Origin of the sequence: Marinovum algicola, from assembly GCF_900109145.1 — a bacterium.
GTDB lineage: Bacteria > Pseudomonadota > Alphaproteobacteria > Rhodobacterales > Rhodobacteraceae > Marinovum > Marinovum algicola.
Window position 1 is genome coordinate 405,717 of the sequence record NZ_FNYY01000001.1, and the last position, 24,399, is coordinate 430,115.

Below are 24,399 nucleotides of genomic sequence, written 5' to 3' on the forward strand. Positions count from 1 at the left end.
GGCGGCGCGCGGCCCGACATGGTGGTGCTGCATTACACCGCCATGGCCGACACCGCCGCCGCGCGCGACTGGCTCTGTGATCCGGCCTCTCAGGTCTCGGCGCATTATCTGATCTCCGCCACCGGCCGCCTGATCCAGATGGTCGACGAAGGCGCGCGCGCCTGGCATGCCGGCGCCGGGCGCTGGGGGGCGGTGACCGACGTCAATTCCCGCTCGATCGGCATCGAGATCACCAACAGCGGCGCACAGCCCTTCACCGAGCCGCAGATGGCCTGTCTCGAGGCGATGCTGCGGCGCATCACGGCGCGCTGGCAGATCCCGCCGGAACGGGTAATCGGCCATTCCGACATGGCCCCGGGGCGCAAATCCGACCCCGGCCGCCGCTTCGACTGGCGCCGGCTGGCCCGTCGCGGCCTGGCGGTCTGGCCGGCGCCGGCCGCGGCGGCCCCGGATCGGATGCAGTTCCGCGAGCTTGCGGCCGCGGCCGGCTACACTGCCGAGGTTGCCGAGGACATCCTGCTTGATGCGCTCCGGGCGCGCTTCCGTCCCTGGGCCACCGGGCCGCTCGGGCCGGAGGACATGGCGCTGGTTGCCGGCCTGGCGGCGCGCTTTCCCGTTGACCGGAGCCGGCTGAGCGCCTAGAGGCTGCGATGCGCGGAAGGCTGGATGGCCGCGGGATCGCGAGATTCCGAGGAAAGTCCGGACTCCCTGAAGCAACGGTGCCGGGTAACGCCCGGGCGGGGCAACCCGACGGATCAGCGCCACAGAAAACAGACCGCCTCGTATGTCGCTCGCGATATACCGGGTCAGGGTGAAACGGTGGGGTAAGAGCCCACCGGGGGGCTGGCAACAGCGCCCGCATGGCAAGCCCCACCGGGAGCAATGCCAAATAGGGGCCTCGCGCGCGGCTGATCGCCTTCGGGGGATATCGGCGCAGGGATGCTTCAGCCCGAGAGGCCCGGGTTGGCAGCTAGAGGCGCGGGGGCAATCCCGTGCCAAGAGGAATGGTCATCGGCGGTCGTCAGACCGTCACAGAATCCGGCTTACAGGCCTTCCGCGCATGCCGTGGCCAGAGGGCGCAGTTCCGCTGCTTCCTCTTGCCGAAAATACCCTCGGGGGAGGCCGCAGGCCGGGGGCAGAGCCCCCAGGACGCACCTGGAGGCCGAAGAACGACCTCTTGCAGGCAAAACCGCGCAAAACCGCTTGACTCGCGCGCGATCCCCGGTAGAAGGCGACCTTCATAGAGATTTTCGAGTGCGCGATGGCCTTGGCCCGCGCCACGCAGGAGACGAGACATGGCGAAGCCGACCACCATCAAGATCCGCCTGAATTCGACCGCGGGCACCGGCCACTTCTACGTGACCAAGAAAAACGCGCGCACCATGACCGAGAAGATGGTCGTGCGCAAGTTTGACCCGGTTGTGCGCAAGCACGTCGAATACAAGGAAGGCAAGATCAAGTAAACGATCTGCCGGACGACCAGACAACGCCGCGCCGCCTCCGGGCCGCGCGGCGTTTTCGTTTCCGGGGGCGCCCGTGGCGTGGTTCCTTGCCCCCTCTGGCCGCTTCGCCGAAGGGGCGCCAGAGCGGCCCGGGCAGGGTCTTCCGGTCACGCTCGCGTCACGCGGCAGCAGAGCGCCCCAGGGCCCGTCAGGAGCCGCGCAGGGGCCTTGTCCGGCCCCACCCGGGTGCGGGGCTGTCCGGCGCACAGTTCGTCGCGCAAGCAAAAGGGCCGGTCAAACGACCGGCCCCTGACATTCTGGCATGAGATGCCCTGGTTACTCGCGGTTGCCCATCAGCTGGAGCAGGAACATGAACATGTTGATGAAGTCCAGGTAGAGGTTCAGCGCGCCCATGATCGCCGCTTTGCCCAGCCACTCGCTGTCGCCGTTGTGGGCGTGGGCCAGATAGGTGTTCTTGATGTTCTGGGTATCATAGGCGGTCAGCCCGGCAAAGATCAGCACACCCAGGATCGAGATCGCGAACATGATCGCGGGCGAGCCCAGGAAGATGTTGATGATCGAGGCCACGATCAGACCGATCACACCCATGATCAGGAAGGAGCCCCAGCCCGAGATGTCCTTCTTGGTGGTGTAGCCCCAGAGGCTGAGGCCGGCAAAGGCGATCGAAGTCACCAGGAAGACCTGGGCGATCGAGAAACCGGTGAAGGCCACGAAGATCCAGCTCAGCGACAGGCCCATCACCGCCGCGAAGGCAAAGAAGAACAGCTGCGCGGCGGCGGCCGAAAGCTTGTTGATCATCGCACCGAAGGCGAAGACCATGATCAGCGGCGCGAACATGACGATCCAGCCGAGGATGTTGGGCTGAAGCGTGGCGGGATCGCGGAACACGGCCAGAAGCTGCGGGCTGGTGCCGACCGCCCATGCCACCGCAAAGGTGAGCAGCATGCCGATCGACATGGTCCCGTAGACCTTGTTCATGTGGGCGCGCAAGCCCTCGTCAATCTGGGCGGCGCGGGCGCCTGCCGCAGACGTCCTGATTGTGTTGTAGTCAGCCATCGATTTCCTCCGAAAAGAACAGGTGGCACGCGAATGCGGGCCGTCCACCCAAATATTGGCGGAACGGCCCGGATTTTCAAGATCGTTGCGTGCTGGATTCGACGTGATTTGCGTCGGTTCCGCCGGTTCTCAGCGCCGCCAATGGGCGGGAATGTCCCAAATCGGTTTGCCGGCCTCGCGGCGGGCCTCTTCGGCGCTCAGCCCCAGGTCGTCGAGCCGGGCCGCATCCATCCGGCTCAGCGCCCGGCGCTGGCGATGGAGCGCCAGCAGCGCGCTCAGGCGGGGCAGGCTGGGGGCACGGTGGCGGGGGGCGGTGATGTGAAGGGTGCGGGCCATTGGGCTCTCCTTTCTTTCGTGATGATTGCGGAGCGTTGCATTTTGTATCTTGATACATAGCGCTGGCGGTATCATAGTGAAAACGAATGTTTATGATCTCTCTTATCACGGAGTGTGATGGTGATGCGCAATCTTGATGTCACGGTCCTGCGCAGCTTCGTGGCGGTGGCCCAGACCGGCGGCGTCACCCGCGCCGCGGGCTTTCTCAATCTGACGCAATCCGCCGTCTCGATGCAGCTCAAGCGGCTCGAAGAATTGCTGGGCCTGGAACTGCTCGACCGCTCGGCCCGGCAGATCGGGCTGACCGCCGCCGGCGAACAGCTGCTGGGCTATGCCCGGCGCATGGTCGATCTCAACGACGAGGCTTTCGCCCGGCTTACCCATGAGGAATTTTCGGGCGAGATCTCGCTCGGGGTGCCGTATGACATCGTCTATCCGGTGGTGCCGCGGGTGTTGCAGCGCTTTGCGCTGGAAATGCCGCGGGTGCGGGTCAACCTGGTGACCGGAAACACGAAATCGCTCAAGGACGAGTTCTCGCGCGGGGCGGTGGACCTGATCCTGACCACCGAGAGCGAGGTCGACATCGGCGGCGAGACCCTGACCGAGATTGCCCTGCGCTGGATCGGCGCGCCGGGCGGGCAGGCCTGGCGGCAGCGGCCGCTCAATCTTGCGCAGGCCCGGGTCTGCGCCTTTCGGGCCGGTGTGGTCGACCGGCTCGACGCGGCGGAGATCGACTGGATCTCCACCGTCGAGACCGACAGCGACCGCACGGTCGAGGCCACGGTCAGCGCCGATCTGGCGGTGACGGCGCTGCTCGAGGGGACCGCGCCCAAGGTGCTGATCGAACTGCCGCCGGGCTGCGACCTGCCCGATCTGGGCAGCTACAAGATCAACCTCTATTGCAACCGCCGCAACGGCCAGACGCCGGTCGACGTGCTGGCCGAAATGATCGAGCAGGGCTACGACACGCTCTAGCCGGCATCACGGGCCGATGATGCGGGGCAATCCGCCGGCGGTCAGATCGTGACCACCACCTTGCCGGTGGATTTCCGGTCGCGCAGCAGTTGCATGGCCTGGCCCGCGTCCTCGAGCGGCAGCGCGTGGCTGATATGCGGGGTGATGCGCCCTTCGCTGTGCCAGCGCATCAGGGTTTTCATCGAATCGGCAATGACCTGCGGATTGAATTTCAGGTATCCGCCCCAGTAGAGACCCAGCACCGAGAGGTTCTTGACCAGCAGATGGTTGGCCTTGATCTGCGGCACATCGCCGCTGGCAAAGCCGATCGGCAGCAGACGGGCCTCAGGGTTGCAGGCGCGGAACGCCGCCTCGAACTGTGGGCCGCCCACCGGATCATAGACCACATCCGCCCCGCCCAGGGCCTTGACGTCGGCGCGCAGGTCGCAGGTCTCGCTGTCGAGCAGGTGATGCGCCCCGGCGGCGCGCGCCGCCTCGAGCTTTTCGGCCCCCCGGGCGCAGGCGATGACCGTCGCGCCCATGATCCGGCCGATCTCGACCGCGGTCAGCCCGACACCCCCCGAGGCCCCCAGCACCAGCAGGTGTTCGCCCGGCTGAAGCCGTGCGCGATGGCTCAGGGCGAGGTGTGACGTACCGTAAGCGATCTGAAAGGCGGCGGCATCGGTGAAACTCATCGTTTCCGGGATGGCAACGGCGCGGGCGGCCTCGAAACAGCCGAATTCGGCCAATCCGCCCTGGCCGCCAAAAACCGCGACCCGCTGCCCGGGTTCGAGCCCCGTGACCCCCTCGCCAAGCGCGTCAACGGTGCCGGCCACCTCCATCCCGAGGGTGAAAGGCGCCTCTGGGGTATCTTGGTAGGTGCCCTTTTCCATGAGCAAATCCGCGAAGTTAAGCCCGCAGGCAGCGATCCGAAGGCGGATTTGCCCCGGCTCCGGCCGCGGCGTTTCGATCTCGGCAAGCTGCGCCGGCGCCCCGGCGAAGGCGATGTGAAAAGCACGCATTTGTGTCAGATTTCCCGTAAAGATTGCCCTGAGCCTTTACAGTTTCGCGCAACTGACGCAATGTAAAGAGCATGACATGTCGCGCCTTTGGGGAGGCTGCGAGCGGTGTTTCCATACCGCTTCGCGTGTGTTTTCGGTTAACCGTAAAATCTAAACGCGTTCTTTTTTCTTGCTTTCTTCTTCACCTCCCATATTCTTCGTGACGCTGCAGGGGTGCACAGTCGATATCGTCGGGCCGGGGGATAACTCTGCCTCGTTACAGAAAAAGAATGCGCGGTCCTGCATTTGAAATGCCGGACCAGCGCTAAGTGAAGGATGAATAGTATGCCACACCCCGTGGATGTTCATGTTGGCAAGCGTGTCCGGCATCGTCGCTGGCTGGTCGGGATGACCCAGCAGCAACTGGCCGAGCATGTCGGCATCAAGTTCCAGCAGATCCAGAAATACGAAACCGGTGCCAACCGGGTCAGCGCCTCGCGGCTCTGGGACATCGCCGACGCGCTCGACGTGCCGGTCAGCTTTTTCTTCGAAGGCATCGACGCGGGTGAAACCGAGCCGGCGCAATCCACTGAAAGCAGTGTGCCGGCCGATCTCCTTGGTGACAAGGAAGCGCTCGATCTCGTGCGGTCGTACTACGCGATCCCGGAAAATCAGCGTCGTCGGTTGTTCGAGCTTGCCCGTGTGCTGAGCGACGTCGCATAACGCCCCAGGTTGCGGCGCCGGTGCGGCGCCGCGTCGAAGGGCGGATGAGACAGATGCAAGACAGCGAGATGCGCCACCTCTGGCAGGTGGCCAATGAAATGGCCGACGCAGCGCGTGCGGCCATTTTGCCATTTTTCCGGGGGGCAGCGCTCGGCACCGAGAACAAGCAGAGCGGCGGTTTCGACCCGGTGACCCTGGCCGACCGGGCGGCGGAACAGGCGATGCGCGATGTTCTGGCCCGGGCCCGGCCCGAGGATGGTATCCTTGGCGAGGAATTCGGCCATGACGCCGGCAGCAGCGGGCTGACCTGGGTGCTCGACCCGATCGACGGCACCCGCGGTTTCATCAGCGGCACCCCGACCTGGGGCGTGCTGATCGCATTGTCGAACGCCGATGGCCCTTTTCTGGGCATCATCGACCAGCCCTATATCGGCGAACGGTTTCGCGGCGGTGGCGGCGAAGCGCGAATGGAGGGGCCCCAAGGCGCGCAAGATCTGCGCACCCGCGCGACCGGCGATCTCTCGGAGGCCCTGCTCTTCACCACCTTCCCCGAAGTCGGCACACCGGAAGAACGCGCCGGCTTTGAGCGGGTCGCCGAGGCGGTCAAGCTGACGCGTTACGGCATGGATTGTTATGCCTATGCGCTGTTGGCGGCCGGGCAGGTCGACCTGGTGATCGAAGCCGGGCTCAACGCCTATGACATCCAGGCGCCGATCGCGGTGATCGAGGCCGCCGGTGGCGTTGTCACCGACTGGCAGGGCAGGCCGGTGCACAATGGCGGCCAGGTGCTTGCGGCCGGCAATGCGGAGCTGCACCGGGCGGCGATGGCCAAGCTCAACAGCGCTTGATCGCCGGCCGGGCCCTTGCTAGCCTGCGGCAACGCCGCGCGAACTTTGCCCGTTACCGGCGCGGCGGGCTTCACCTCAGAAATGGGCGCCACATCTGAGGTTTCTTCATGACCGAAATTCTGTTGCAGCGGGCCAGCCTTGCCCTGACCATGGACGATCACAGCCGCGAGTTGACGGGCTGCGATATCCGGCTTCGCGATGGCGTGATCGCCGAGATCGGCACCGGGCTGAGCAGCGATGGCGACGTGATCGATGCCGCCGGTTGCCTTGTGACGCCGGGGCTGGTGAACACCCACCACCACCTCTACCAGACGCTGACCCGCGCGGTGCCGGGCGGGCAGGATGCGCTGCTCTTTGGCTGGCTCAAGACACTGTATCCGATCTGGGCGCGCTTTGGCCCGGAAGAGATGTTTATCTCGGCGCAGGTCGGTCTGGCGGAGCTGGCGCTCTCGGGCTGTACCATGTCCTCGGATCACCTCTACCTCTATCCCAACGGCGCGCGGCTCGATGACACGATCGCCGCCGCGGGCGAGGTCGGCCTGCGGTTTCACCCGACCCGTGGCGCGATGTCGATCGGCGAAAGCGCGGGCGGGTTGCCCCCTGACAGCCTGGTCGAAGGCGAGGCCGCGATCCTCGACGACATGACGCGGGTGGTCGATGCCTTTCACGACGGGGCCGAGGGCGCCATGGTGCGCGTCGGCCTTGCGCCCTGTTCACCGTTTTCGGTCAGCCGAGAGCTGATGCGCGACACCGCGCTGCTGGCGCGCGACAAGGGGGTGATGCTGCACACTCACCTGGCGGAAAACGATGAGGATATCGCCTATTCGCTGGAGAAATTCGGTTGTCGGCCGGGGCAATATGCCGAGGATCTGGGCTGGACCGGGGACGACGTCTGGCATGCGCATTGCGTGAAGCTCGACGGCGAAGAAATTGATCTCTTTGCCAGAACCCGCACCGGCGTGGCGCATTGTCCGTGCTCGAACTGCCGCCTCGGCTCCGGTATCGCGCCGATCCGGACGATGCGCGATGCCGGCGTCAAGGTGGGGCTGGGCGTCGATGGATCGGCCTCGAACGACAGCGGCAACCTGATGCTCGAAGCCCGGCAGGCGCTGCTGTTGCAACGGGTGGCGCGCGGCGCCGACGCCATGTCGGCGCGCGAGGCGCTGCGGATCGCGACCCGGGGCGGCGCCGAGGTGCTGGGCCGGACCGACTGCGGCCAGATCGCCCCCGGCAAGCGGGCCGACCTTGCGGTCTGGGACATGTCCGGCGTCGAGGCGGCGGGCAGCTGGGATATGGCCGCGCTGCTGCTGGCGGGCCCGGCGCGGGTCCGCGACCTCTTTGTCGAGGGGCGCCCGGTGGTCCGAGGCGGCGACCTGGTTTCCTTCGATCTGGCGGCGGCGCTGCGACGGCAGAATGATCTGGCGCGGCGGCTGATGGCATGAGGCGACGGAGGGTGCTGGCGGCGGGCCTGGCCTGGGCGGCCTGTCCGGCCTTGGCCGGCGAAGAGGCCGCGCTGGCCCGGGTCAACCGCCTGCGTCGCCAGGCTGGCCGCGCGGCGCTGCGCTGGTCGCCGGTGCTGGCCGAAGTGGCGCGGGCCCATGCCGAGGACATGGCGCGCAACGGGTTTTTCGCCCATCAGGGCTCGGACGGCTCGACGATCAGCGACCGGGTGGCGCGGGCCGGCTATGGCTGGTGCAGGGTGGCCGAAAACATCGCCCGGGGCCAGCGCAGCCTCGACGCGGCGATCGCCGGCTGGCAGGGCTCTGCCGGCCACCGTCGCAACATGCTGAACCGCGACATGGCCGATCTGGGTGTGGCGCGGGGGCCGGGCAACACCTGGGTCATGGTGCTGGCCCGGCCGGGGTGTTGACGGCGGGGTTGGAAAATGTGCGCTTCCGCGCGCTTGTTTCCCGCCCGTGGCCGCTGTGACGCCCGGGCGGCCGGCGACGGAGCATGGGGCGGGCGGTGTCGGATCTGCTGAGAGGCGGTTCAGGAGCAGGTCTGCTCTGAACGCGCCACCGCCATCGTCTTGCGAGTCGGCCGCGCCTCAAGGTCCTTCGGCCCGCTGCGCGGGTGCTGCGCAACCTTGACCCGCGGCCGACTCACGGTTTGGAAGTGACCGGGCGGCCATTGATCCAGGTGGCGCGCACCGCGCGGTCATCGCCCATCATCAGGGTCGGAAACACCGCCTCCCAGAGATTGCGGGCCTCGGCCTGGCGCTGGGCAATGGCCGGGGTCGAGGCAAGGTCGAGCACCACCAGGTCGGCTGCCATGCCCGGGGCGAGATTGCCGATCTCATGGTCGAGGTGCAGCGCGCCGGCGGAGCCCTGGGTGGCAAGCCAGATCAACTGGGCGGCGTGCAGCGGCGTGCCGGTGAGCTGGCCGATCTCATAGGCGGCGGCCATGGTGCGCAGCATCGAGAAACTGGAGCCGCCGCCGGTGTCGGTGGCGAGGCCGGTGCTGATGCCGCGGGCCTTCATCGCCGCAGTGTTGAACAGGCCGGAGCCGATGAAGGTGTTGGACGTCGGGCAGTGGATCAAGGCGGCGCCGGTTTCTGTCAGCCGGTCGATCTCGCGCGGTTCGAGGTGGATGGCATGGCCATAAAGGCCGCGCGCGCCGAGCAGCCCGTGCGCCTCGTAGGTATCGAGGTAGTCGCGCGCCTCGGGGTGCAGGTCGCGGACCCAGGCGATCTCGTCGGTCTGTTCGCTGAGGTGGGTCTGCATCAGGCAGTCCGGGTGTTCGGCCCAGAGCCCGCCGAGCGCCGCCAGCTGATCGGGCGAGGAGGTCGGGGTGAAACGCGGGGTGATGGCGTAGTGCAGCCGGTCGCGCCCATGCCAGCGGGCGATCAGCGCCTTGCTGTCGTCATAGGCCGATTGCGCGCTGTCGCGCAGATCGTCGGGGGCGTTGCGGTCCATGCAGGTCTTGCCCGCCACCACACATTGGCCGCGCGCCTGCGCCTCGGTGAACAGCGCTTCGACGCTGGCCGGGTGGATGGTGCAGAAGCTGGCCATGGTGGTGGTGCCATGCGCCGCCGTCAGGTCGAGATAGCGGGCGGCGATCTCGGCCGCGTATCCGGGATCGCCGAACCGCGCCTCTTCGGGAAAGGTGTAGGTGTTGAGCCAGTCGATCAGCCGCAGCCCCCAGCTGGCGATGATCGCGGTTTGGGAGTAATGCACATGGGCATCGACAAAGCCGGCGCAGATCAGATCCGCGCCGTAAGAGATCACCTCGGCCTGCGGATGGGCGGCGCGCAGGGTTTCGGCCTCGTCCACCGCGCGGATGCGGCCGTCCTCGATCAGCACGCCACCCTGGCGACGCAGGGTGCAGGCCTCGGCAAAGGGGACGGCAAAGGGATCGTCGCGAAAGCTCAGGGTCTGTCCGGTCAGCAGCTGCATGATGTCCTTTCCGTGGCGAGAGGCGGCAGAATTGCCGCGGCGCCACTGTTGCTTTCCCATACTCTATCGTATGGTCCGCGCAAATCGTCGGATGCGGCAGAGGGGGCAGGTGATGACCGATCAGATCGAAGAACAGCCCGATGTCGAGGCTGAGTCCGAGGACGCCTATGCGCTTGACCGAAAGGCGGTGATGGCGATCCTCTTTGCGGTCGAGACCGAGGACCGCGCGGCGCTTGTCGCGGCAATGGAGCCGCTGCACGCGGCCGACATCGCCGACCTTCTGGAACAGGTCAACCCCTATGACCGGGCGCGGCTGATCCGGCTCTATGACAAGGAATTCGACGGCGACATCCTGTCGGAGCTCGACGAGGGAATCCGCGAAGAGGTGATTTCCGTCCTCAATCCGCAGGTTCTGGCGGATGCGGTGCGCGAGCTCGACAGCGACGATGTGGTCGACCTGATCGAAGACCTCGAGGAACCGCAGCAGGAGGCAATCCTCGACGCGCTGGAAGACAGCGAGCGGGTTGCCGTCGAACAATCGCTGGCCTATCCCGAATATTCCGCCGGCCGCCTGATGCAGCGCGAGGTAGTGGCGGCGCCAGAGCATTGGACGGTCGGCGATGCGATCGATTTCCTGCGCTCGAGCGAGGAGCTGCCGGAGCAGTTCTATCACATCACCCTGGTCGATCCGCGCATGCATCCGGTGGGCAACGTGACCCTCGGCCGGCTGATGGGCTCGCGCCGCGAGGTGCCGCTGAGCGATCTGGTGGAAGAGGTCTTTCAGGTGATCCCGGCCACCCAATACGAAGGTGACGTGGCCTATGCCTTCAACCAGTACCACCTGATCTCCGCCCCGGTGGTGGATGACGAAGGCCGGCTGGTGGGGGTGATCACCATCGACGACGCCATGGCGGTGCTGGACGAGGAGCATGAAGAGGACATCATGCGACTGGCCGGTGTCGGCGAGGGCTCGCTCTCGGACCGGGTGATCGAGACCACCAAGCAGCGGCTGCCCTGGCTGGCGGTCAATCTGGTGACGGCGGTGCTGGCCTCGCTGGTGATCGCGCAGTTCGAGGCGGCGATCGCCCAGCTTGTCGCGCTGGCGGTGCTGATGCCGATTGTGGCGTCGATGGGCGGCAATGCCGGCACCCAGTCGCTGACCGTGGCGGTGCGCGCGATTGCCACCAAGGACCTTACCGGCGCCAATGTCTGGCGGGTGATCCGGCGCGAGGTGCTTGTCGGGCTGGTCAACGGGGTGATCTTTGCCGTGGTGATGGGGATTGTCGGCCTGCTCTGGTTCGGCTCGCCGGCGCTGGGCTATGTGATCGCCGCCGCCATGGTGATCAACCTGGTGGTCGCGGGGCTCGCCGGCACGGTGATCCCGGTGCTGCTCGAACGGGTGGGCGTCGATCCGGCGCTGGCCTCGGGCGCCTTCGTGACCACGGTGACCGATGTGGTGGGCTTTTTCGCCTTTCTCGGCCTGGCCGTGGTGGTGTTGCTGTGAGCGCGCTCGAAGAGACCAAGCGCGCCGCCCGTGTCGCCGGGTTTGCCCGCCGCGCGGCGGCGCATGCAGCTGCCGGGCCCGGCCCGGCGGGGCATCTGTCGGCGCTGCTGGCGGGGCATCGTGGCGTGCCGGTCTCGGGCTACATGGCGATGCGCTCCGAGATCGACCCGCTGCCGGCGATGGAAGAGGCGGCGGCGCATGGGCCGGTCTGCGTGCCGGTGATCGAGGCCAAGGCGCAGCCGCTGAAATTTGCCCTGTGGGAGCCGGGCTGCGAGATGGTCGACGGGCCTTTCGGCGCGCGTGTCCCCAAGGCGCTGGAGTTCATCGAGCCGGAGATCCTGATCGTGCCGCTGGTGGCCTTTTCCCGCAGCGGCGGGCGGTTGGGCTATGGCGGCGGCTTCTACGACCGCACGCTCGAACGCCTGCGCGCCAGACGCCCGACCCTGGCGGTGGGCTTTGCCTATGGCGCCCAGGAGGACCCCGCCCTGCCGCTCGAGCCGACCGACCAGCCGCTCGATGTGATCGTGACCGAAGCCGAGGTGATCACCCCGGGTGCCTGAGCGCGCCCCGGGCTGCCTTGGGCCTCCGGGGTCAAGGACGAGGCCCCGGCGCGGGGGCCGGGGCGGGGCTTGGTGTGGCGTGGGCGGGTCGGCCTCCTTGCGGGGCGGCGCAAAACTTGAGCCGGGGGCAAGATCCGGCTTGTGAAGCGCCTGCCGGGGCACTAACCCAAAGGCATGCGAATACTTTTTCTAGGCGATGTGATGGGGCGGTCGGGCCGCACCGCGGTCAGCGAGCGGCTCAAGGGGCTTCGGGCCGACTGGAAGCTCGATTTCGTCGTGGTCAACGGTGAGAATGCCAGCAATGGCGCCGGGCTCTCGGGCGATCATGCCAAGCTCCTGCTCGAGGCCGGGGCCGATTGCATCACGCTGGGCGATCACGCCTTCGATCAGCGCGACATGCTGCAATTCATCGAGACTGAGCCGCGCATCCTGCGGCCGATGAACTTTGCCAAGGATGCGCCGGGCCGGGGTGCCGCGATCTTCGATGCCGGTCGCGGCCGCCGCATTCTCGTGGCCCAGGTGCTGGGGCAGGTCTTCATGAAGCGGCCCTTCGACGATCCGTTCTCGGCGGTGGATGCGGTGCTGCGCAGCCACCCGCGCGGCGGCCAGGTGGCGGCCAGCCTGATCGACATGCATTGCGAGGCGACCAGCGAAAAGATGGGCATGGGCCATTTCTGCGACGGCCGCGCCAGCCTGGTGGTCGGCACCCATACCCATGTGCCCACCGGCGACGTCCAGATCCTGCCCGGCGGCACCGCCTATCTGACCGATGCCGGCATGTGCGGCGACTACAATTCCGTCATCGGCATGGAAAAGGCCGAACCGATGCGCCGCTTTGTCACCGGCATGCCCAAGGCGCGGTTCAAGCCCGCCACCGAGGAGGCCACGCTCTGCGGCCTTCTGGTCGAGACCGATGACCGCAGCGGCACGGCGCTCTCTGCCCACATGATACGCCAGGGCGGGCGGTTGCAGCCGGCGGGGCCGCAGTGACCGGGGTGCCGCGCCAAGCGGCCCTTGCCGCCGCCGACGCCTGCGGTAACACTGTCCGACAGGCGCAGTGAAGGGGCCGCAATGAACCAGATGTTGGAACTGTCCCAGACCGGGCAGGCGGTGGTCACCCTGGCCGTCGTCCTGGTGATGTTCGCGCTCTTCATCCGCGAGGTCTATCCGACCGAGGTGGTCGCCATGTCGGGCGCGGCCTTTCTGCTGATCACCGGCGTGCTGCCCTATGACAAGGGGCTCGAGGTGCTGTCGAACCCGGCGCCCTGGACCATCGCGGCGATGTTCATCGTCATGGGGGCGCTGGTGCGCACCGGCGCGCTCGACAGTTTCACCAAGATCGCCGACCGCCAGGCGCGCACCAATCCGCGCGTGGCGATTGCCATGCTGATGGCCTTCGTCATTCTCGCCTCGGCGGTGGTGTCGAACACGCCGGTGGTGGTGGTGATGATCCCGGTCTTCGTGCAACTGGCCCGCACCATGGGGATGCCGGCCTCCAAGCTGCTGATCCCGCTCAGCTATGCCGCCATTCTCGGCGGCACGCTGACGCTGATCGGCACGTCGACCAACCTGCTGGTCGACGGGGTGTCGCGCGCGCTGGGGCAGGCGCCCTTCACCATCTTCGAGGTGACGCCGCTGGCGGTGGTGCTGGTGGCCTGGGGCATGATCTACCTGCGCTACATCGGCCCCTTCCTGCTGCCCGAACGCGACAGCATGGCCGATCTGCTCTCGGACAAGAGCCGGATGAAGTTCTTTACCGAGGCGGTGATCCCGCCCGACAGCAACCTGATCGGCCGCGAGGTCACCGGCGTGCAGCTCTTCAAGCGCGACGGTGTGCGGCTGATCGACGTGGTGCGCGGCGATGTTTCGCTGCGCCGCAACCTCAAGGGGGTGGAGTTGCAGGTCGGCGACCGGGTGGTGCTGCGCACCCAGATGACCGAGCTGCTCTCGCTCCAGCGCAACAAGGAGCTCAAGCGCGTCGATCAGGTTTCGGCGGTCGAGACCACCACGGTCGAGGTGCTGATCACCCCGGGCTGCAAGATGGTCGGCAAGAGCCTCGGCGCCCTGCGGCTGCGGCGGCGGTTCGGGGTCTATCCGCTGGCGGTGCACCGCCGCAACCAGAACATCGGCCAGCAGCTCGACGCGCTGGTCGTCAAGGTCGGTGACACGCTGCTGCTCGAAGGCGCGCCGGATGACATCAAGCGGCTGGCCACCGAAATGGATCTGGTGGATGTCACCCAGCCCTCGGCCCGGGCCTATCGCCGGGGCCATGCGCCGGTGGCGCTGGTGGCGCTGTTCGGCATCGTGACGCTGGCGGCTTTCGGCGCCGCGCCGATCTTTCTGCTGAGTTTCGCCGCCGTGGCGCTGGTGCTGCTGACCCGCTGCATTGACGCCGACGAGGCGTTTTCCTTCGTCGATGGCCGGCTGCTGTCGCTGATCTTCTCGATGCTGGCGATCGGGGCGGCCCTGGAAAGCTCGGGCGCGGTCGAGCTGATCGTCGGCGCGGTGGCGCCCTGGATCGGCCTTCTGCCCGGGCCGCTGATCATCTGGGCGATCTACCTGCTGACCTCGGTGCTGACCGAACTGGTGAGCAACAACGCGGTTGCCGTTGTCGTCACCCCGATCGCCATCGGTCTCGCTGCGGCGCTGGGGATCGACCCGCGGCCGCTGGTGGTGGCGGTGATGGTGGCGGCCTCGGCCAGTTTCGCCACGCCGATCGGCTATCAGACCAACATGCTGGTCTATGGCCCCGGCGGCTATCGTTTCACCGATTTCCTCAAGGTGGGCATCCCGCTCAATCTTTCGGTGGGGCTGCTGGCAAGCTTCCTGATCCCGTTTCTCTGGCCGCTTCAGCCGTAACGTTCGACAAAGCGCCGCAGGATGTGCTCGGGCTGGGTGACCTCGGCCGCATGGCAGGTGGCAATCAGCGCATCCGCCGTCTCGGGCGGGAAATAGCCATGGTTGCGATAGGTGCGGATCCGCGCCTCGAAGACCGCGCCATCGGCCTCGGGGTGGAACTGCGTGGCATAGACGTGGCGCCCGTGACGCACCATCTGGAACGGGCAGGGCGCCGAGCTCAGCAGATGGGCACAGCCCTCGGGCAGCACCTGCAAGGCCTCCTTGTGGCCGACAAAGGCCTCGAATTCCTGCGGAAACCCTTCGAGCAGCGGATCGCGCGCACCGTCCTCGGTCAGCCGGCAGAGCACCGGACCCACCGGCTCGCCGTACCGCGCCTTCGACACTTCCGAGCGCAGATGCGCGCCAAGGATGCCGATGCCGTAACAACAGCCCATGAAGGGATGGTCGCTTCCGGTGATTGCCGGCATCAGCGACAGAACGGCACGTTCGATCCGCGCCTCGACCTCGGATTTCGCCTCTGGCGCATCCGACACGCAGCCCGGCCCGCCACCGACAATCACCCCGGCATAATCGCGCGGATCTAGCCCCTCGGGCAGGGCTTCGCAATCCAGCCGGATGCGGTGACAGCGCGCCGCGTTCAGCCCCGCCTTGTCGAGAATGGCGGCATATTCCCCGTCGGCGGCATCCGCCTCGGGCCGAAGTTGCAGGATCAGAAACTGTCTCATGGGCCTCCCCATACTGCCCCGCGCCCATCCGGAACAGTCCCCTGCTTCTTCTGGCCGAAAATATTCCCGGGGGTCCGGGGGCAGAGCCCCCGAAGTGCGCCGCCCTCACAGCGGCCAGAACACCAGAATGGCCGGCACCGAGACCGCGATCACCAGCATTTCCAGCGGCAACCCCATCCACCAGTAATCGCCGAAGCGATAGCCCCCGGGGCCGAGGATCAGCGTGTTGTTCTTGTGCCCGATCGGCGTCAGGAACGCCGCCGAGGCCGCCACCGCCACGCACATCAGGAACGGGTCGGGCGAGACCTCGAGCGTTTGCGCCATCTGGATGCCCACCGGCGCGGCGACAATCGCCGTCGCGGTGTTGTTGAGCACATCCGACAGGGTCATCGTCACCACCATCAGCACGGTCAGCACCGCCCAGACCGGCCAGCCCTCGGTCAACCCGACCAGCGCGCCGGCGATCAGCTCGGTCCCGCCCGAGGTCTCGAGCGCCGCGCCGAGCGGGATCATCGAGCCGAGCAGCACCACCACCGGCCATTCGATGTGGTCGTAAAGCTCGGACAGTGGCAGGATCTTGAGCAGCACATAGGCCACCACCACCAGCCCCAGCGCCACCGGCAGATAGACCAGCCCGAAGCTTGCCGCGGCGACGGCAGCGGCAAACAGCCCGATGGCGGCCCAGGTCTTGGTGTTTTCGGTCACCGCCAGGCCGCGGTCGGCCAGCGGCAGCACGCCCAGCCATTCGGCCACCGTATTGGCGCTTTCGCGCGGTGCCAGCAGCAGCAGGATGTCGCCCGGTTCGATCTGCGTCTGGCGCATCTGCTTGGTAATCCGCCGGCCCTTGCGCGAGATGCCCATCAGGATCGTCCGATGCCGCCAGGCCAGGCCCACCGCCTGCACCGTTTTGCCGTTGAGCCGGGAGGTGTCGGGCACCACCACCTCGACCAGGCTCAGCCCGTCGCTTTCGGCTTTCAGCAATTCCTCGCGGCGGTCGTCGGAAAAGGCCAGGTCGAGCGTGGTGCGGAACTCGTCCAGCGCTTCCGGCGTGGCCTCCAGCACCAGCGCATCCTCGGCCTCGATCCGGGTGTTGAGCACCGAACCATAACGCCGGTTGCCATCGCGGATCAGGCCGAGGATGGCAACGTCGGATTTGTCGGCGGTCTCCGACAGGTCGCGCACCCGCTGGCCCACCGCCTTGTTGTCGGCGGGGACGGTGAGCTCGGCGATATAGGGATCGAGCTCGCGCGCCTTGGACAGCGCATCCTCGCGCTGCGGGATGAACCGCCAGCCGATCAGCGCCACGAAGGCCAGGCCGGTCAGCGCCGCCACCGCGCCCACCGGGGCGAAATCGAACATCCGGAACGGTGTGCCGAAGGTCTCGCCCCGGATCGAGGCGATGATGATGTTGGGCGGCGTGCCGATCAGCGTGACCATGCCGCCGAGGATCGTGGCGAAACTGAGCGGCATCAGAGATTTGGCCGGCGATCTTCCAGCCTTGCGCGCGGTCTGGATGTCGACCGGCATCAGGAGCGCCAGCGCCGCGACGTTGTTCATGAAACCCGAAAGCACCGCGCCGACCCCGCCCATGATGGCGATATGGGTGCCCAGCCGGCGGCCTGAATCCACCAGGGTGCGGGTGATCAACATCACCGCGCCCGAGCGCACCAGCCCGGCCGAGACCACCAGCACCAGCGCCACGATCAGCGTCGCCGGATGGCCAAATCCCGAGAAGGCGTCCTTGGTCTCGACCACGCCCAGCACCACGCCGAGCAGCAGCGCCGAGAAGGCGACGATGTCATATCGGAACTTGCCCCAGAGCAGGAGGCCGAAAACCGCTCCGAAGAGCGAGAAGAGGATGATCTGATCAACTGTCATGGTTCAGTCCTAACCCTGCGCCGGCCGAGGCAACAGAAGGATATTGCGCGAATCGCCGGATATGTTATTCATGTATGTATAGTTCACGCATGAATGAAAATTCCGGACAGGTCGGGCGACCAGGCCTGACCCGATGTGTCCCGGACCGAGCACTGAGGATCTTTTGCCATGACCGAAAGCGACCCGAGCGGGCAAGAGCCGCAGGAGACCGCCCCGGGGCCTGGCACCGTCCGGCTGGAGGATCAGCTCTGCTTTGCGCTTTATGCTGCCACCAATGCGGTGACGCGGGCCTACCGCCCGGATCTGATGGCGCTCGGGCTGACCTATCCACAATATCTGATGATGATGGTGCTCTGGCAGTACGGCCGCGCGACACCCTCCGAGATTGCCCGGCGGCTGGGGCTGGGCCTGAACGCGGTGACGCCGGTCGCCGATCAGCTTGTCGCCTCGGGCTTCGCCAGCCGCAGCCGCAGCACCGAGGATCGCCGCAAGGTGGTGATCGAACTGACGCCCAAGGGCGCGGAGGTGGAACGGCATGCGGCGCGGGTCCAGCAGGGGGTGGTCTGCCGCACCGGCCTGTCGCCCGAACGCTTCGCCGCGCTGCGCGAGGCGCTGCACGCGCTGACCGACGAAATGACCGGATTGCCCGGATCCGATACGCCGCGCAGGGAGGCGCGGCAGCGGAACGACCGGGAATGACCGTCCCGCAAGGGGCATCGAAAGGGAGGACCAGGTCCATGACCGAGAAGATCGAAGACATCGCCGCCGCCGCGCCCTATGATACGGGCGACGACAGCCTCTATTCCCGTCTCGGCGGGTTGTACGGGATTTCCGCCGCCGTCGACAATCTGGTGGACCGGCTCTACGTCAACCAGTTCGGCAACGCCAACCCCAAGGTCGCCGAGTTTCACGAACAGCAGGGCCATGCCGGGTTCAAGTTCCTGGTCACCGCCTGGTCGATCCAGGAAACCGGCGGGCCGGCGATCTATCGCGGCCGCGATATGCGCGCGAGCCACGCCCACCTGAATGTCACCGCGCGCGAGTTCGACATGGGGCGCACCGAGATCAAGACCTCGCTCTATCAGCTCAACGTGCCGGAACGCGAGTTCGATGAATTCATGGCGATCATCGACAGCTACGAGGATATGGTGGTCGGCGGATAAGGCACGGGATGTCCCGGCCGACGGCGGCGGCGGGCGGGGGCGGCCGCCCCATTGCGGGCCGGGCGCCGCGCCCCATCTGCCGGCCCGCTGCGGCCAGAGGTGACGGCCTTGCAGAGCATTGCCCTGCTGGACTATAGAAGCGCCTGATCCGCAGACATGACATGAGGCAGCCATGGCCGGCCATTCCAAATGGGCAAACATCCAGCACCGCAAGGGGCGCCAGGACGCGGCGCGCTCCAAGCTCTTTTCGAAACTGTCGAAAGAGATCACCGTCGCCGCCAAGATGGGTGACCCCGACCCGGACAAGAACCCGCGCCTGCGGCTGGCGGTCAAGGAGGCCAAGTCGCAATCGGTGCCGAAGGATGTGATCGACCGCGCGATCAAGAAATCGCAGGCCAACGAAGGCGATGACTATGAGGAAATCCGCTACGAGGGCTACGGCCCGGGTGGCGTGGCGGTGATCGTCGAGGCGATGACCGACAACCGCAACCGCACTGCCTCGACCGTGCGCTCGACCTTTACCAAGGCCGGCGGCAACCTGGGCGAGACCGGCTCGGTGGGCTTCATGTTCGAACGCAAGGGCGAAGTGGTCTATCCGGCCGAGGTCGGCGACGCCGATGCGGTGATGATGGCGGCGATCGAAGCCGGCGCCGAGGATGTCGAGAGCTCGGACGACGGCCATGTGATCTATTGTGCCGACACCGATCTCAACGAGGTCTCGACAGTGCTCGAGGCCGAGCTGGGCGAGTCGGAGTCGACCAAGCTGATCTGGAAACCGACCACCACCACCGAGCTGGACCTCGAAGGCATGCAGAAGCTGATGAAGCTGCTCGACGCGCTGGAAGACGACGATGACGTGCAGCGCGTGACCGCCAATTTCGAAGCCTCCGACGAGGTGATGGAGCAGCTCTGAGAGGGCTTGCGCCCGGGTGTCGGCGGGCCTCTGCCGAAACCCGGCACCATGCCCCCGCCACACCGGCGCAGCGATTGCGCCGCCGCCGCGATGCGATAAGCTCGGCGAAAAGGCGGCGAGGGCAGTTTCATGATTATGACCAGACGGGGTTTCGGCGCAGGGCTGACGGCGACGCTGCTGGCCGGATGCGGTGGCCGATCGGGGCGTGACGACGGCAGTGGTCGCCCGGCCGGGCTGCCGGAGGATCTGCGCCCCGCGCGCAATGCCGGTTACGATGCCTGGGTCGCGGATTTCCGTGCCCGCGCGGCCGACAGGGGGATTTCGCAGGCCACGCTGAATGCCGCCTTTCGTGGCGCCGGCTATCTGCCCGGTGTCGTCACCCGCGACCGCAACCAGACCGAATTCAAGCGCACGCTCGAGGATTACCTGTCGATCGCGGCCTCTGACGCGCGCATCGCCAAGGGCCGCGCGGCCTATCGCCGGCACGAAGGCGTGCTATCAGCCGTCGAGGCCCGCTATGGCGTCGACCGCTATATCGTCACCGCGATCTGGGGGCTCGAGAGCTTCTACGGCGAGCGGCAGGGCGAGATCCCGGTGATCTCGGCCACCTCGACGCTGGCATATGATGGCCGGCGCGGCGCGTTTTTCGAGGCCCAGCTGCTGGCCGCGCTGCGCATCCTGCAACGGGGCGACATCTCTGCCGCGCGGATGACCGGAAGCTGGGCGGGGGCGATGGGCCATACCCAGTTCATTCCGACCACCTTTCAGGAATATGCCGTCGATTTCACCGGCGACGGGCGGCGCGACATCTGGGCCGAAGATCCCTCCGACGCGCTGGCCTCGACCGCCGCCTACCTGTCGCGCCACGGCTGGCAGCGCGGGCTGCGCTGGGGCGCCGAGGCGGGGCCGGGGGCGCCGTCGGGCCGCAGCCTTCAGCCCGAACCGGGCGGGCCGGTGTTTGCCGTGACCGGCAATTTCAACGTCATCAAGCGCTACAACAATTCCGACGCCTATGCGCTGGGGGTCGGTCATCTGGCCGACCGGATCGCCGGCGGCGGGCCGCTGCGGGCGGGCTTTCCGCCCGACCGCTACGGGCTGACCAAGGACGACCGCATCCGCCTGCAACAACGGCTTACCGCCCGCGGCTTCGATACCGGCGGTGCCGACGGCGTGATCGGCGACAAGACCCGCGCCGCGATCGAGGCCTTCCAGCGCCGCCAGGGGCTGGCGGTGACCGGTCTGCCATCGCCGGACCTGCTGCGCCTTTTGTAACCGGTCCCGCGCCAGCGCCGTAGGGCGACGGGCGGGCCGGGCAAGCGGTACATGCAAAAAAAAACCCTTTGCCATATGGGTTTGTCCTTCTAAGTTGACGGGGAGATGACGCGGTGTCGGCCGGTGCGTGGCCCTGGCGCCTTGTCATCGCACCCACGGCGAGAGGCACCCTCTGTGGCACATCAGAGCGACCCGGGCGGGTTTGACAGCGCCGACCTCCCGCGCGGGATGGCCGACATGGAGCTCATGCGCCGCATCATCGATCAGACGGTCGGTTTTGTCGGCCTGCTCGCGCCCGACGGAACGCTGACCGAGGCCAATGCGCCGGCGCTCGAGGCCGGTGGCGTCAGCCGCGACGAGGTTATCGGCAAGAAATTCTGGGAATGTTACTGGTGGTCGCATGACACCGCCGGCATGGCCCGTCTCGAAGCGGCGGTGCAGCGCGCCGCGCAGGGCGAGGTGGTGCGCTATGACGCCGAGGCGCGGATGGCGGGGGATACCCGCATGTGGATCGCCTTCATGCTCTCGCCGCTGCGCGACGCCGCGGGCCGGGTGGTGGCGCTGGTGCCGTCGGGCTTTGACATCACCGAGCGCAAGGCGGCCGAGGACCGGCTGCGCGCCGCGCATGACACCTTTCGCGATCTGGTCGAACGTTCGCCCTTCGGCATCTATACGGTCGATGCCGATTTCCGGCTGCACCAGGTCAGCCAGGGCGCACAGAAGGTGTTTGAGAATGTCCGGCCGCTGATCGGGCGCGACTTTGCCGAAGTGCTGCGCATCATCTGGCCCGAACCCTTTGCCTCAGAGGCGATCGGCCTGTTTCGCCACACGCTCGAGACCGGCGAACCCTATCATGCCCCCGGCACGGTCGAAACCCGCGCCGACATCCAGGTGCGCGAGGCCTATGACTGGAAGATCGAACGCCTGACCCTGCCGGATGGACGCGACGGGGTGGTCTGTCATTTCTATGATCTCTCGGAACGGCAACGCTTTGAAGAGCAGATCAAATTGCTGATGCGCGAGGTCAATCACCGGGCCAAGAACATGCTCTCGCTGGTGCTCTCGATCGCCCGTCAGACCGCCGCCAGCAGCCCCGAGGATTTTGTCGAACGCTTTACCCAGCGCATCCAGGGGCTGTCGGCGGGGCAGGACGTGCTTGTCCAGAGCGGCTGGCGGCATGTGCCGATCGGCGCGCTGGTGCGCTCGCAGCTCAGCTATTTCCAGGATCTGATCGGTACGCGCATTCATCTGGACGGGCCCGAGATCGAGGTCACCGCCGCCGCCGCGCAAACCTTGGGCCTGGCGCTGCATGAACTGGCGACGAACGCGGCGAAATACGGCGCGCTGTCGGTGCCGGGTGGCGAAGTCCACCTGCGCTGGAAGATCGCGCCGCAGCAGGGCCAGCCGCAGTTCCTTCTGGAGTGGCAGGAAAGCGGCGGGCCTGACGTGACAGAGCCGCAGCGGCGCGGCTTCGGCTCGACCATGACCGGGCATCTGGTGCGCAGTTCGCTCAACGGCGAGGTCGAGACCAGCTATGCCGCCGCGGGGCTGGTCTGGCGGCTGGCCTGTCCGGCGGACGGCGTCATCGAAGACCCGGTGCCGGCGCGCCGGCCGCTGAGCGACGAGACCGGCTATGTGGACACCCGCCCCGACAACACCGTGCTGGTGGTGGACGACGAGCCGCTGATTGCGCTCGATATCGCCGAGGGCCTCGACCGGGCCGGGTACAAGGTACTGGGGCCGGCAAATTCCGTCGCTCAGGCGCGGACCCTGCTGAGCCAGTCGCGCTGCGCGGCGGCGGTGCTCGACGTCAATCTCGGGCAGGAAACCTCGGTGCCGCTGGCCAAGGAGCTGCGCCGGCTCGGCATTCCTTTCATCGCGGTCTCCGGCTACAGCGCGACGCAGCTGCCGGACGAGTTCGAAGGCGTTCCGCTGATCGGCAAGCCGATGAATTTCAACATCTTGTTCGATCAGCTCGGCAAGGTGCTTTCGCCTGGGGCGGAGTGAGCAGCAGGCGGCGTTTATCCCTCGCATTTTATCTGTTGGGAGATCCTTAACGGTCTGTCGCCATCCTGCGCGGAAACGGAGGCTTGGCGATGCATGGTCTGATCAATCGGGCGATCCAGTGTTTTTTCCGCGATACCTATGGCGCCCCGGCCTGGGGCGAGGTGGTGCGCCGGCTCGAGCTGGATTTCACCGAATTCGAGCCGATGCTGCACTATGGCAACGAGCTGACCCAGCGGATGATCGGGGAAATGGCGGCTGCGCTCGGCAAGGACCGCGAAACCGTGCTCGAGGATGTCGGCACCTACCTGATCTCTAACCCCGCGGTCGAGGCGCCCCGGCGCCTGTTGCGCTTTGGCGGCGAGACGTTTCTCGATTTCCTGCATTCGCTCGACGATCTGCCCGATCGCGCCCGCCTCGCGGTCGAGGATCTAGTGCTGCCCGCGCTCGAGCTGCGCGATTACGGCGGCAATCAGTTCAGCCTGTTCTGCACCGGCGATTTTGCCGGCATCGGTCATGTGGCGGTGGGGGTCCTGCGCGCCATGGCCGACGATTACGGCGCGCTGGTCTTTCTCGAACACAAGGGCGTGTCGCATGGGGCCGAGGTGATCGAAATCACCCTGATCGAAGCCGCCTTTGCCGAGGGTCGCGCCTTCGAGCTTGGCCTGGCCCGGGCCGGAGGCGCGTGATGGACGATCTGGCTCTTTTGCTCGATGTCCTGTGCCCGATGCATCTGGTGCTCGACCGCACCGGCCATATCGCCCATGTCGGCCCGACGCTTGCCAAGCTGCGGCCGGCCGAGGTTCTGGCCGGCCAGCGCTTTCTCGAGGTGTTCGAGATGCGGCGCCCGCGCTCGGTGCGCGACGCCGGCGATCTGCGCCACCACGCCGGGGCGCGGCTGCACATGCGGTTTCGCAGCGGGGCGCCGATCGGGCTCAAGGGCGTTCTGATGCCGGCGCCGGGCAAATCCGGCGGTCTGGTGGTCAACCTCTCCTTCGGGATTTCGGTGGTCGAGGCGGTGCGGGAATTTTCCCTCACCGGCGGCGACTTTGCCGCCACCGACCTGACCATCGAGATGCTCTATCTGGTCGAGGCCAAATCCGCCGCGATGGAGGCGTCGCGCAAGCTCAACCAGAAGCTCGAGGGCGCCAAGATCGCCGCCGAGGAACAGGCCTTTACCGATACGCTCACCGGCCTGAAGAACCGCCGCGCCATGGATCACGTGCTGGCGCGCCTGGTGGCCGGGCCGGGGCGTTTTGCGCTGATGCACCTCGATCTCGATTATTTCAAGGCGGTCAATGACAGCATGGGCCATGCGGCGGGCGACCATGTCTTGCAGGAGGTGGCCAAGATCCTCGTCGAGGAGACCCGCCGCGAGGATACGGTGGCGCGGGTCGGCGGTGACGAGTTCATGCTGCTCTTTGTCGGCAAGATGAACCGAAGGCGGCTTGCCGACATCTCCGGGCGGTTGATCGCGCGGCTGGAACGGCCGATTGCCTTTGGCGCGGAGGCCTGCCGGATATCGGGCAGCATCGGCATCACCATGAGCGAGGATTACGAGGCGCTCGACATGGCCCAGCTGCAAGAGGATGCCGACATCGCGCTTTATGCCTCCAAAAACCGGGGCCGGGCCTGTCATACCTTTTATGATCCGGCGCTGCGCACGGGGGCCTTTGCCATCTCGCCTGAGGCACCGGGCGGCAATGTGACGCTCGGCTGACCGGATGGCTTGTTGCCCCGCCACG

At 66.9% G+C, this 24,399-nt stretch carries 24 protein-coding genes and 1 other RNA gene; 19 read left to right on the top strand and 6 right to left on the bottom strand.

The genetic code is table 11. The features are described from left to right. The first annotated feature begins 18 nt into the window (after positions 1-18). The 3 genes from BMW90_RS02020 (at position 19) to rpmG (ending at position 1,463) form a co-directional block, all read left to right on the top strand. Positions 19-642 carry an N-acetylmuramoyl-L-alanine amidase gene (locus tag BMW90_RS02020; RefSeq protein ID WP_074834859.1) on the top strand — a complete coding sequence of 208 codons (624 nt, stop codon included), beginning with the start codon at positions 19-21 and terminating at the stop codon, positions 640-642. A gap of 12 nt (positions 643-654) precedes the next feature. Then, positions 655-1,062: RNase P RNA component class A (gene rnpB / locus BMW90_RS02025), an RNA gene on the top strand. Between the two features lie 233 nt (positions 1,063-1,295). After that, positions 1,296-1,463 (top strand): 50S ribosomal protein L33, encoded by a 168-nt coding sequence (rpmG, locus tag BMW90_RS02030; RefSeq protein WP_048530254.1) that lies wholly within the window; start codon positions 1,296-1,298, stop codon positions 1,461-1,463. Between the two features lie 315 nt (positions 1,464-1,778). Here the strand turns inward: rpmG and BMW90_RS02035 are convergent, their stop codons facing one another. Continuing rightward, entirely contained in the window at positions 1,779-2,519 is a 741-nt protein-coding gene (locus BMW90_RS02035; protein ID WP_048530255.1) for a Bax inhibitor-1/YccA family protein, read from the bottom strand. A gap of 129 nt (positions 2,520-2,648) precedes the next feature. Continuing rightward, positions 2,649-2,855, bottom strand: coding sequence for a DUF1127 domain-containing protein (locus BMW90_RS02040; RefSeq protein ID WP_048530257.1), 207 nt, complete (start codon positions 2,853-2,855; stop codon positions 2,649-2,651). A gap of 120 nt (positions 2,856-2,975) precedes the next feature. Here BMW90_RS02040 and BMW90_RS02045 point away from each other — a divergent pair, with 120 nt between their 5' ends. Next, positions 2,976-3,830 carry a LysR family transcriptional regulator gene (locus BMW90_RS02045; RefSeq protein ID WP_074834862.1) on the top strand — a complete coding sequence of 285 codons (855 nt, stop codon included), beginning with the start codon at positions 2,976-2,978 and terminating at the stop codon, positions 3,828-3,830. A 41-nt stretch (positions 3,831-3,871) separates the two neighbouring features. On the opposite strand, the gene BMW90_RS02050 is transcribed toward BMW90_RS02045, so the two are convergent. After that, on the bottom strand, positions 3,872-4,831 hold the full coding sequence (locus BMW90_RS02050) for an NADPH:quinone oxidoreductase family protein (protein WP_074834590.1): 960 nt from the start codon (positions 4,829-4,831) through the stop codon (positions 3,872-3,874). A gap of 324 nt (positions 4,832-5,155) precedes the next feature. On the opposite strand from BMW90_RS02050, the gene BMW90_RS02055 reads away from it, so the two are divergent. The 4 genes from BMW90_RS02055 (at position 5,156) to BMW90_RS02070 (ending at position 8,251) form a co-directional block, all read left to right on the top strand. Continuing rightward, a complete protein-coding gene (locus tag BMW90_RS02055; protein ID WP_048530261.1) occupies positions 5,156-5,533 on the top strand; it encodes a helix-turn-helix domain-containing protein in 378 nt (125 codons plus the stop codon). 44 nt (positions 5,534-5,577) lie between these two features. Further along, entirely contained in the window at positions 5,578-6,381 is an 804-nt protein-coding gene (gene hisN, locus BMW90_RS02060; RefSeq protein WP_407657371.1) for a histidinol-phosphatase, read from the top strand. A 107-nt stretch (positions 6,382-6,488) separates the two neighbouring features. Further along, positions 6,489-7,823 (top strand): 8-oxoguanine deaminase, encoded by a 1,335-nt coding sequence (locus BMW90_RS02065; protein ID WP_074834593.1) that lies wholly within the window; start codon positions 6,489-6,491, stop codon positions 7,821-7,823. Then, complete coding sequence (locus BMW90_RS02070) at positions 7,820-8,251, top strand: CAP domain-containing protein (protein WP_074834595.1); 432 nt, start codon at positions 7,820-7,822, stop codon at positions 8,249-8,251. Before BMW90_RS02065 ends, BMW90_RS02070 begins: the two co-directional genes overlap by 4 nt. A gap of 232 nt (positions 8,252-8,483) precedes the next feature. Here BMW90_RS02070 and guaD read toward each other — a convergent pair whose 3' ends face one another. After that, positions 8,484-9,776 (bottom strand): guanine deaminase, encoded by a 1,293-nt coding sequence (gene guaD, locus BMW90_RS02075; RefSeq protein ID WP_074834596.1) that lies wholly within the window; start codon positions 9,774-9,776, stop codon positions 8,484-8,486. 112 nt (positions 9,777-9,888) lie between these two features. Between guaD and mgtE the strand changes: the two genes are divergently transcribed. The 4 genes from mgtE to BMW90_RS02095 all read left to right on the top strand — a co-directional run bounded on the left by mgtE (position 9,889) and on the right by BMW90_RS02095 (position 14,699). Further along, positions 9,889-11,280, top strand: coding sequence for a magnesium transporter (gene mgtE, locus BMW90_RS02080; protein WP_048533687.1), 1,392 nt, complete (start codon positions 9,889-9,891; stop codon positions 11,278-11,280). Beyond that, positions 11,277-11,840 carry a 5-formyltetrahydrofolate cyclo-ligase gene (locus BMW90_RS02085; RefSeq protein ID WP_048530266.1) on the top strand — a complete coding sequence of 188 codons (564 nt, stop codon included), beginning with the start codon at positions 11,277-11,279 and terminating at the stop codon, positions 11,838-11,840. The genes mgtE and BMW90_RS02085 overlap by 4 nt, the downstream gene beginning before the upstream one ends. 174 nt (positions 11,841-12,014) lie before the next feature. Continuing rightward, on the top strand, positions 12,015-12,830 hold the full coding sequence (locus BMW90_RS02090) for a TIGR00282 family metallophosphoesterase (RefSeq protein WP_074834598.1): 816 nt from the start codon (positions 12,015-12,017) through the stop codon (positions 12,828-12,830). A 90-nt stretch (positions 12,831-12,920) separates the two neighbouring features. Next, complete coding sequence (locus tag BMW90_RS02095; protein WP_170850504.1) at positions 12,921-14,699, top strand: SLC13 family permease; 1,779 nt, start codon at positions 12,921-12,923, stop codon at positions 14,697-14,699. Here the strand turns inward: BMW90_RS02095 and BMW90_RS02100 are convergent. Continuing rightward, complete coding sequence (locus tag BMW90_RS02100) at positions 14,690-15,424, bottom strand: glutamine amidotransferase (protein WP_074834599.1); 735 nt, start codon at positions 15,422-15,424, stop codon at positions 14,690-14,692. The two genes, BMW90_RS02095 and BMW90_RS02100, sit on opposite strands and share 10 nt — an antisense overlap. Positions 15,425-15,529: 105 nt before the next feature. Further along, on the bottom strand, positions 15,530-17,302 hold the full coding sequence (locus tag BMW90_RS02105) for an SLC13 family permease (protein ID WP_048530275.1): 1,773 nt from the start codon (positions 17,300-17,302) through the stop codon (positions 15,530-15,532). Between the two features lie 168 nt (positions 17,303-17,470). On the opposite strand from BMW90_RS02105, the gene BMW90_RS02110 reads away from it, so the two are divergent. The 7 genes from BMW90_RS02110 to BMW90_RS02140 all read left to right on the top strand — a co-directional run bounded on the left by BMW90_RS02110 (position 17,471) and on the right by BMW90_RS02140 (position 24,374). Further along, positions 17,471-18,001: a MarR family winged helix-turn-helix transcriptional regulator gene (locus BMW90_RS02110; protein WP_074834601.1), complete on the top strand. Its 531-nt coding sequence runs from the start codon at positions 17,471-17,473 to the stop codon at positions 17,999-18,001. Positions 18,002-18,039: 38 nt separating this feature from the next. Continuing rightward, positions 18,040-18,465, top strand: coding sequence for a group I truncated hemoglobin (locus tag BMW90_RS02115; RefSeq protein WP_074834602.1), 426 nt, complete (start codon positions 18,040-18,042; stop codon positions 18,463-18,465). Between the two features lie 172 nt (positions 18,466-18,637). Then, positions 18,638-19,378, top strand: coding sequence for a YebC/PmpR family DNA-binding transcriptional regulator (locus BMW90_RS02120; RefSeq protein WP_048530278.1), 741 nt, complete (start codon positions 18,638-18,640; stop codon positions 19,376-19,378). A 129-nt stretch (positions 19,379-19,507) separates the two neighbouring features. After that, a complete protein-coding gene (locus BMW90_RS02125) occupies positions 19,508-20,650 on the top strand; it encodes a lytic murein transglycosylase (RefSeq protein ID WP_074834604.1) in 1,143 nt (380 codons plus the stop codon). 174 nt (positions 20,651-20,824) lie between these two features. Beyond that, positions 20,825-22,657, top strand: a complete 1,833-nt coding sequence (locus BMW90_RS02130; RefSeq protein WP_074834606.1) for a PAS domain-containing protein — start codon at positions 20,825-20,827, stop codon at positions 22,655-22,657. An 89-nt stretch (positions 22,658-22,746) separates the two neighbouring features. Then, positions 22,747-23,343, top strand: coding sequence for a heme NO-binding domain-containing protein (locus BMW90_RS02135; protein ID WP_074834608.1), 597 nt, complete (start codon positions 22,747-22,749; stop codon positions 23,341-23,343). Further along, on the top strand, positions 23,343-24,374 hold the full coding sequence (locus BMW90_RS02140; RefSeq protein WP_074834609.1) for a GGDEF domain-containing protein: 1,032 nt from the start codon (positions 23,343-23,345) through the stop codon (positions 24,372-24,374). Before BMW90_RS02135 ends, BMW90_RS02140 begins: the two co-directional genes overlap by 1 nt. Positions 24,375-24,399 lie beyond the last annotated feature (25 nt).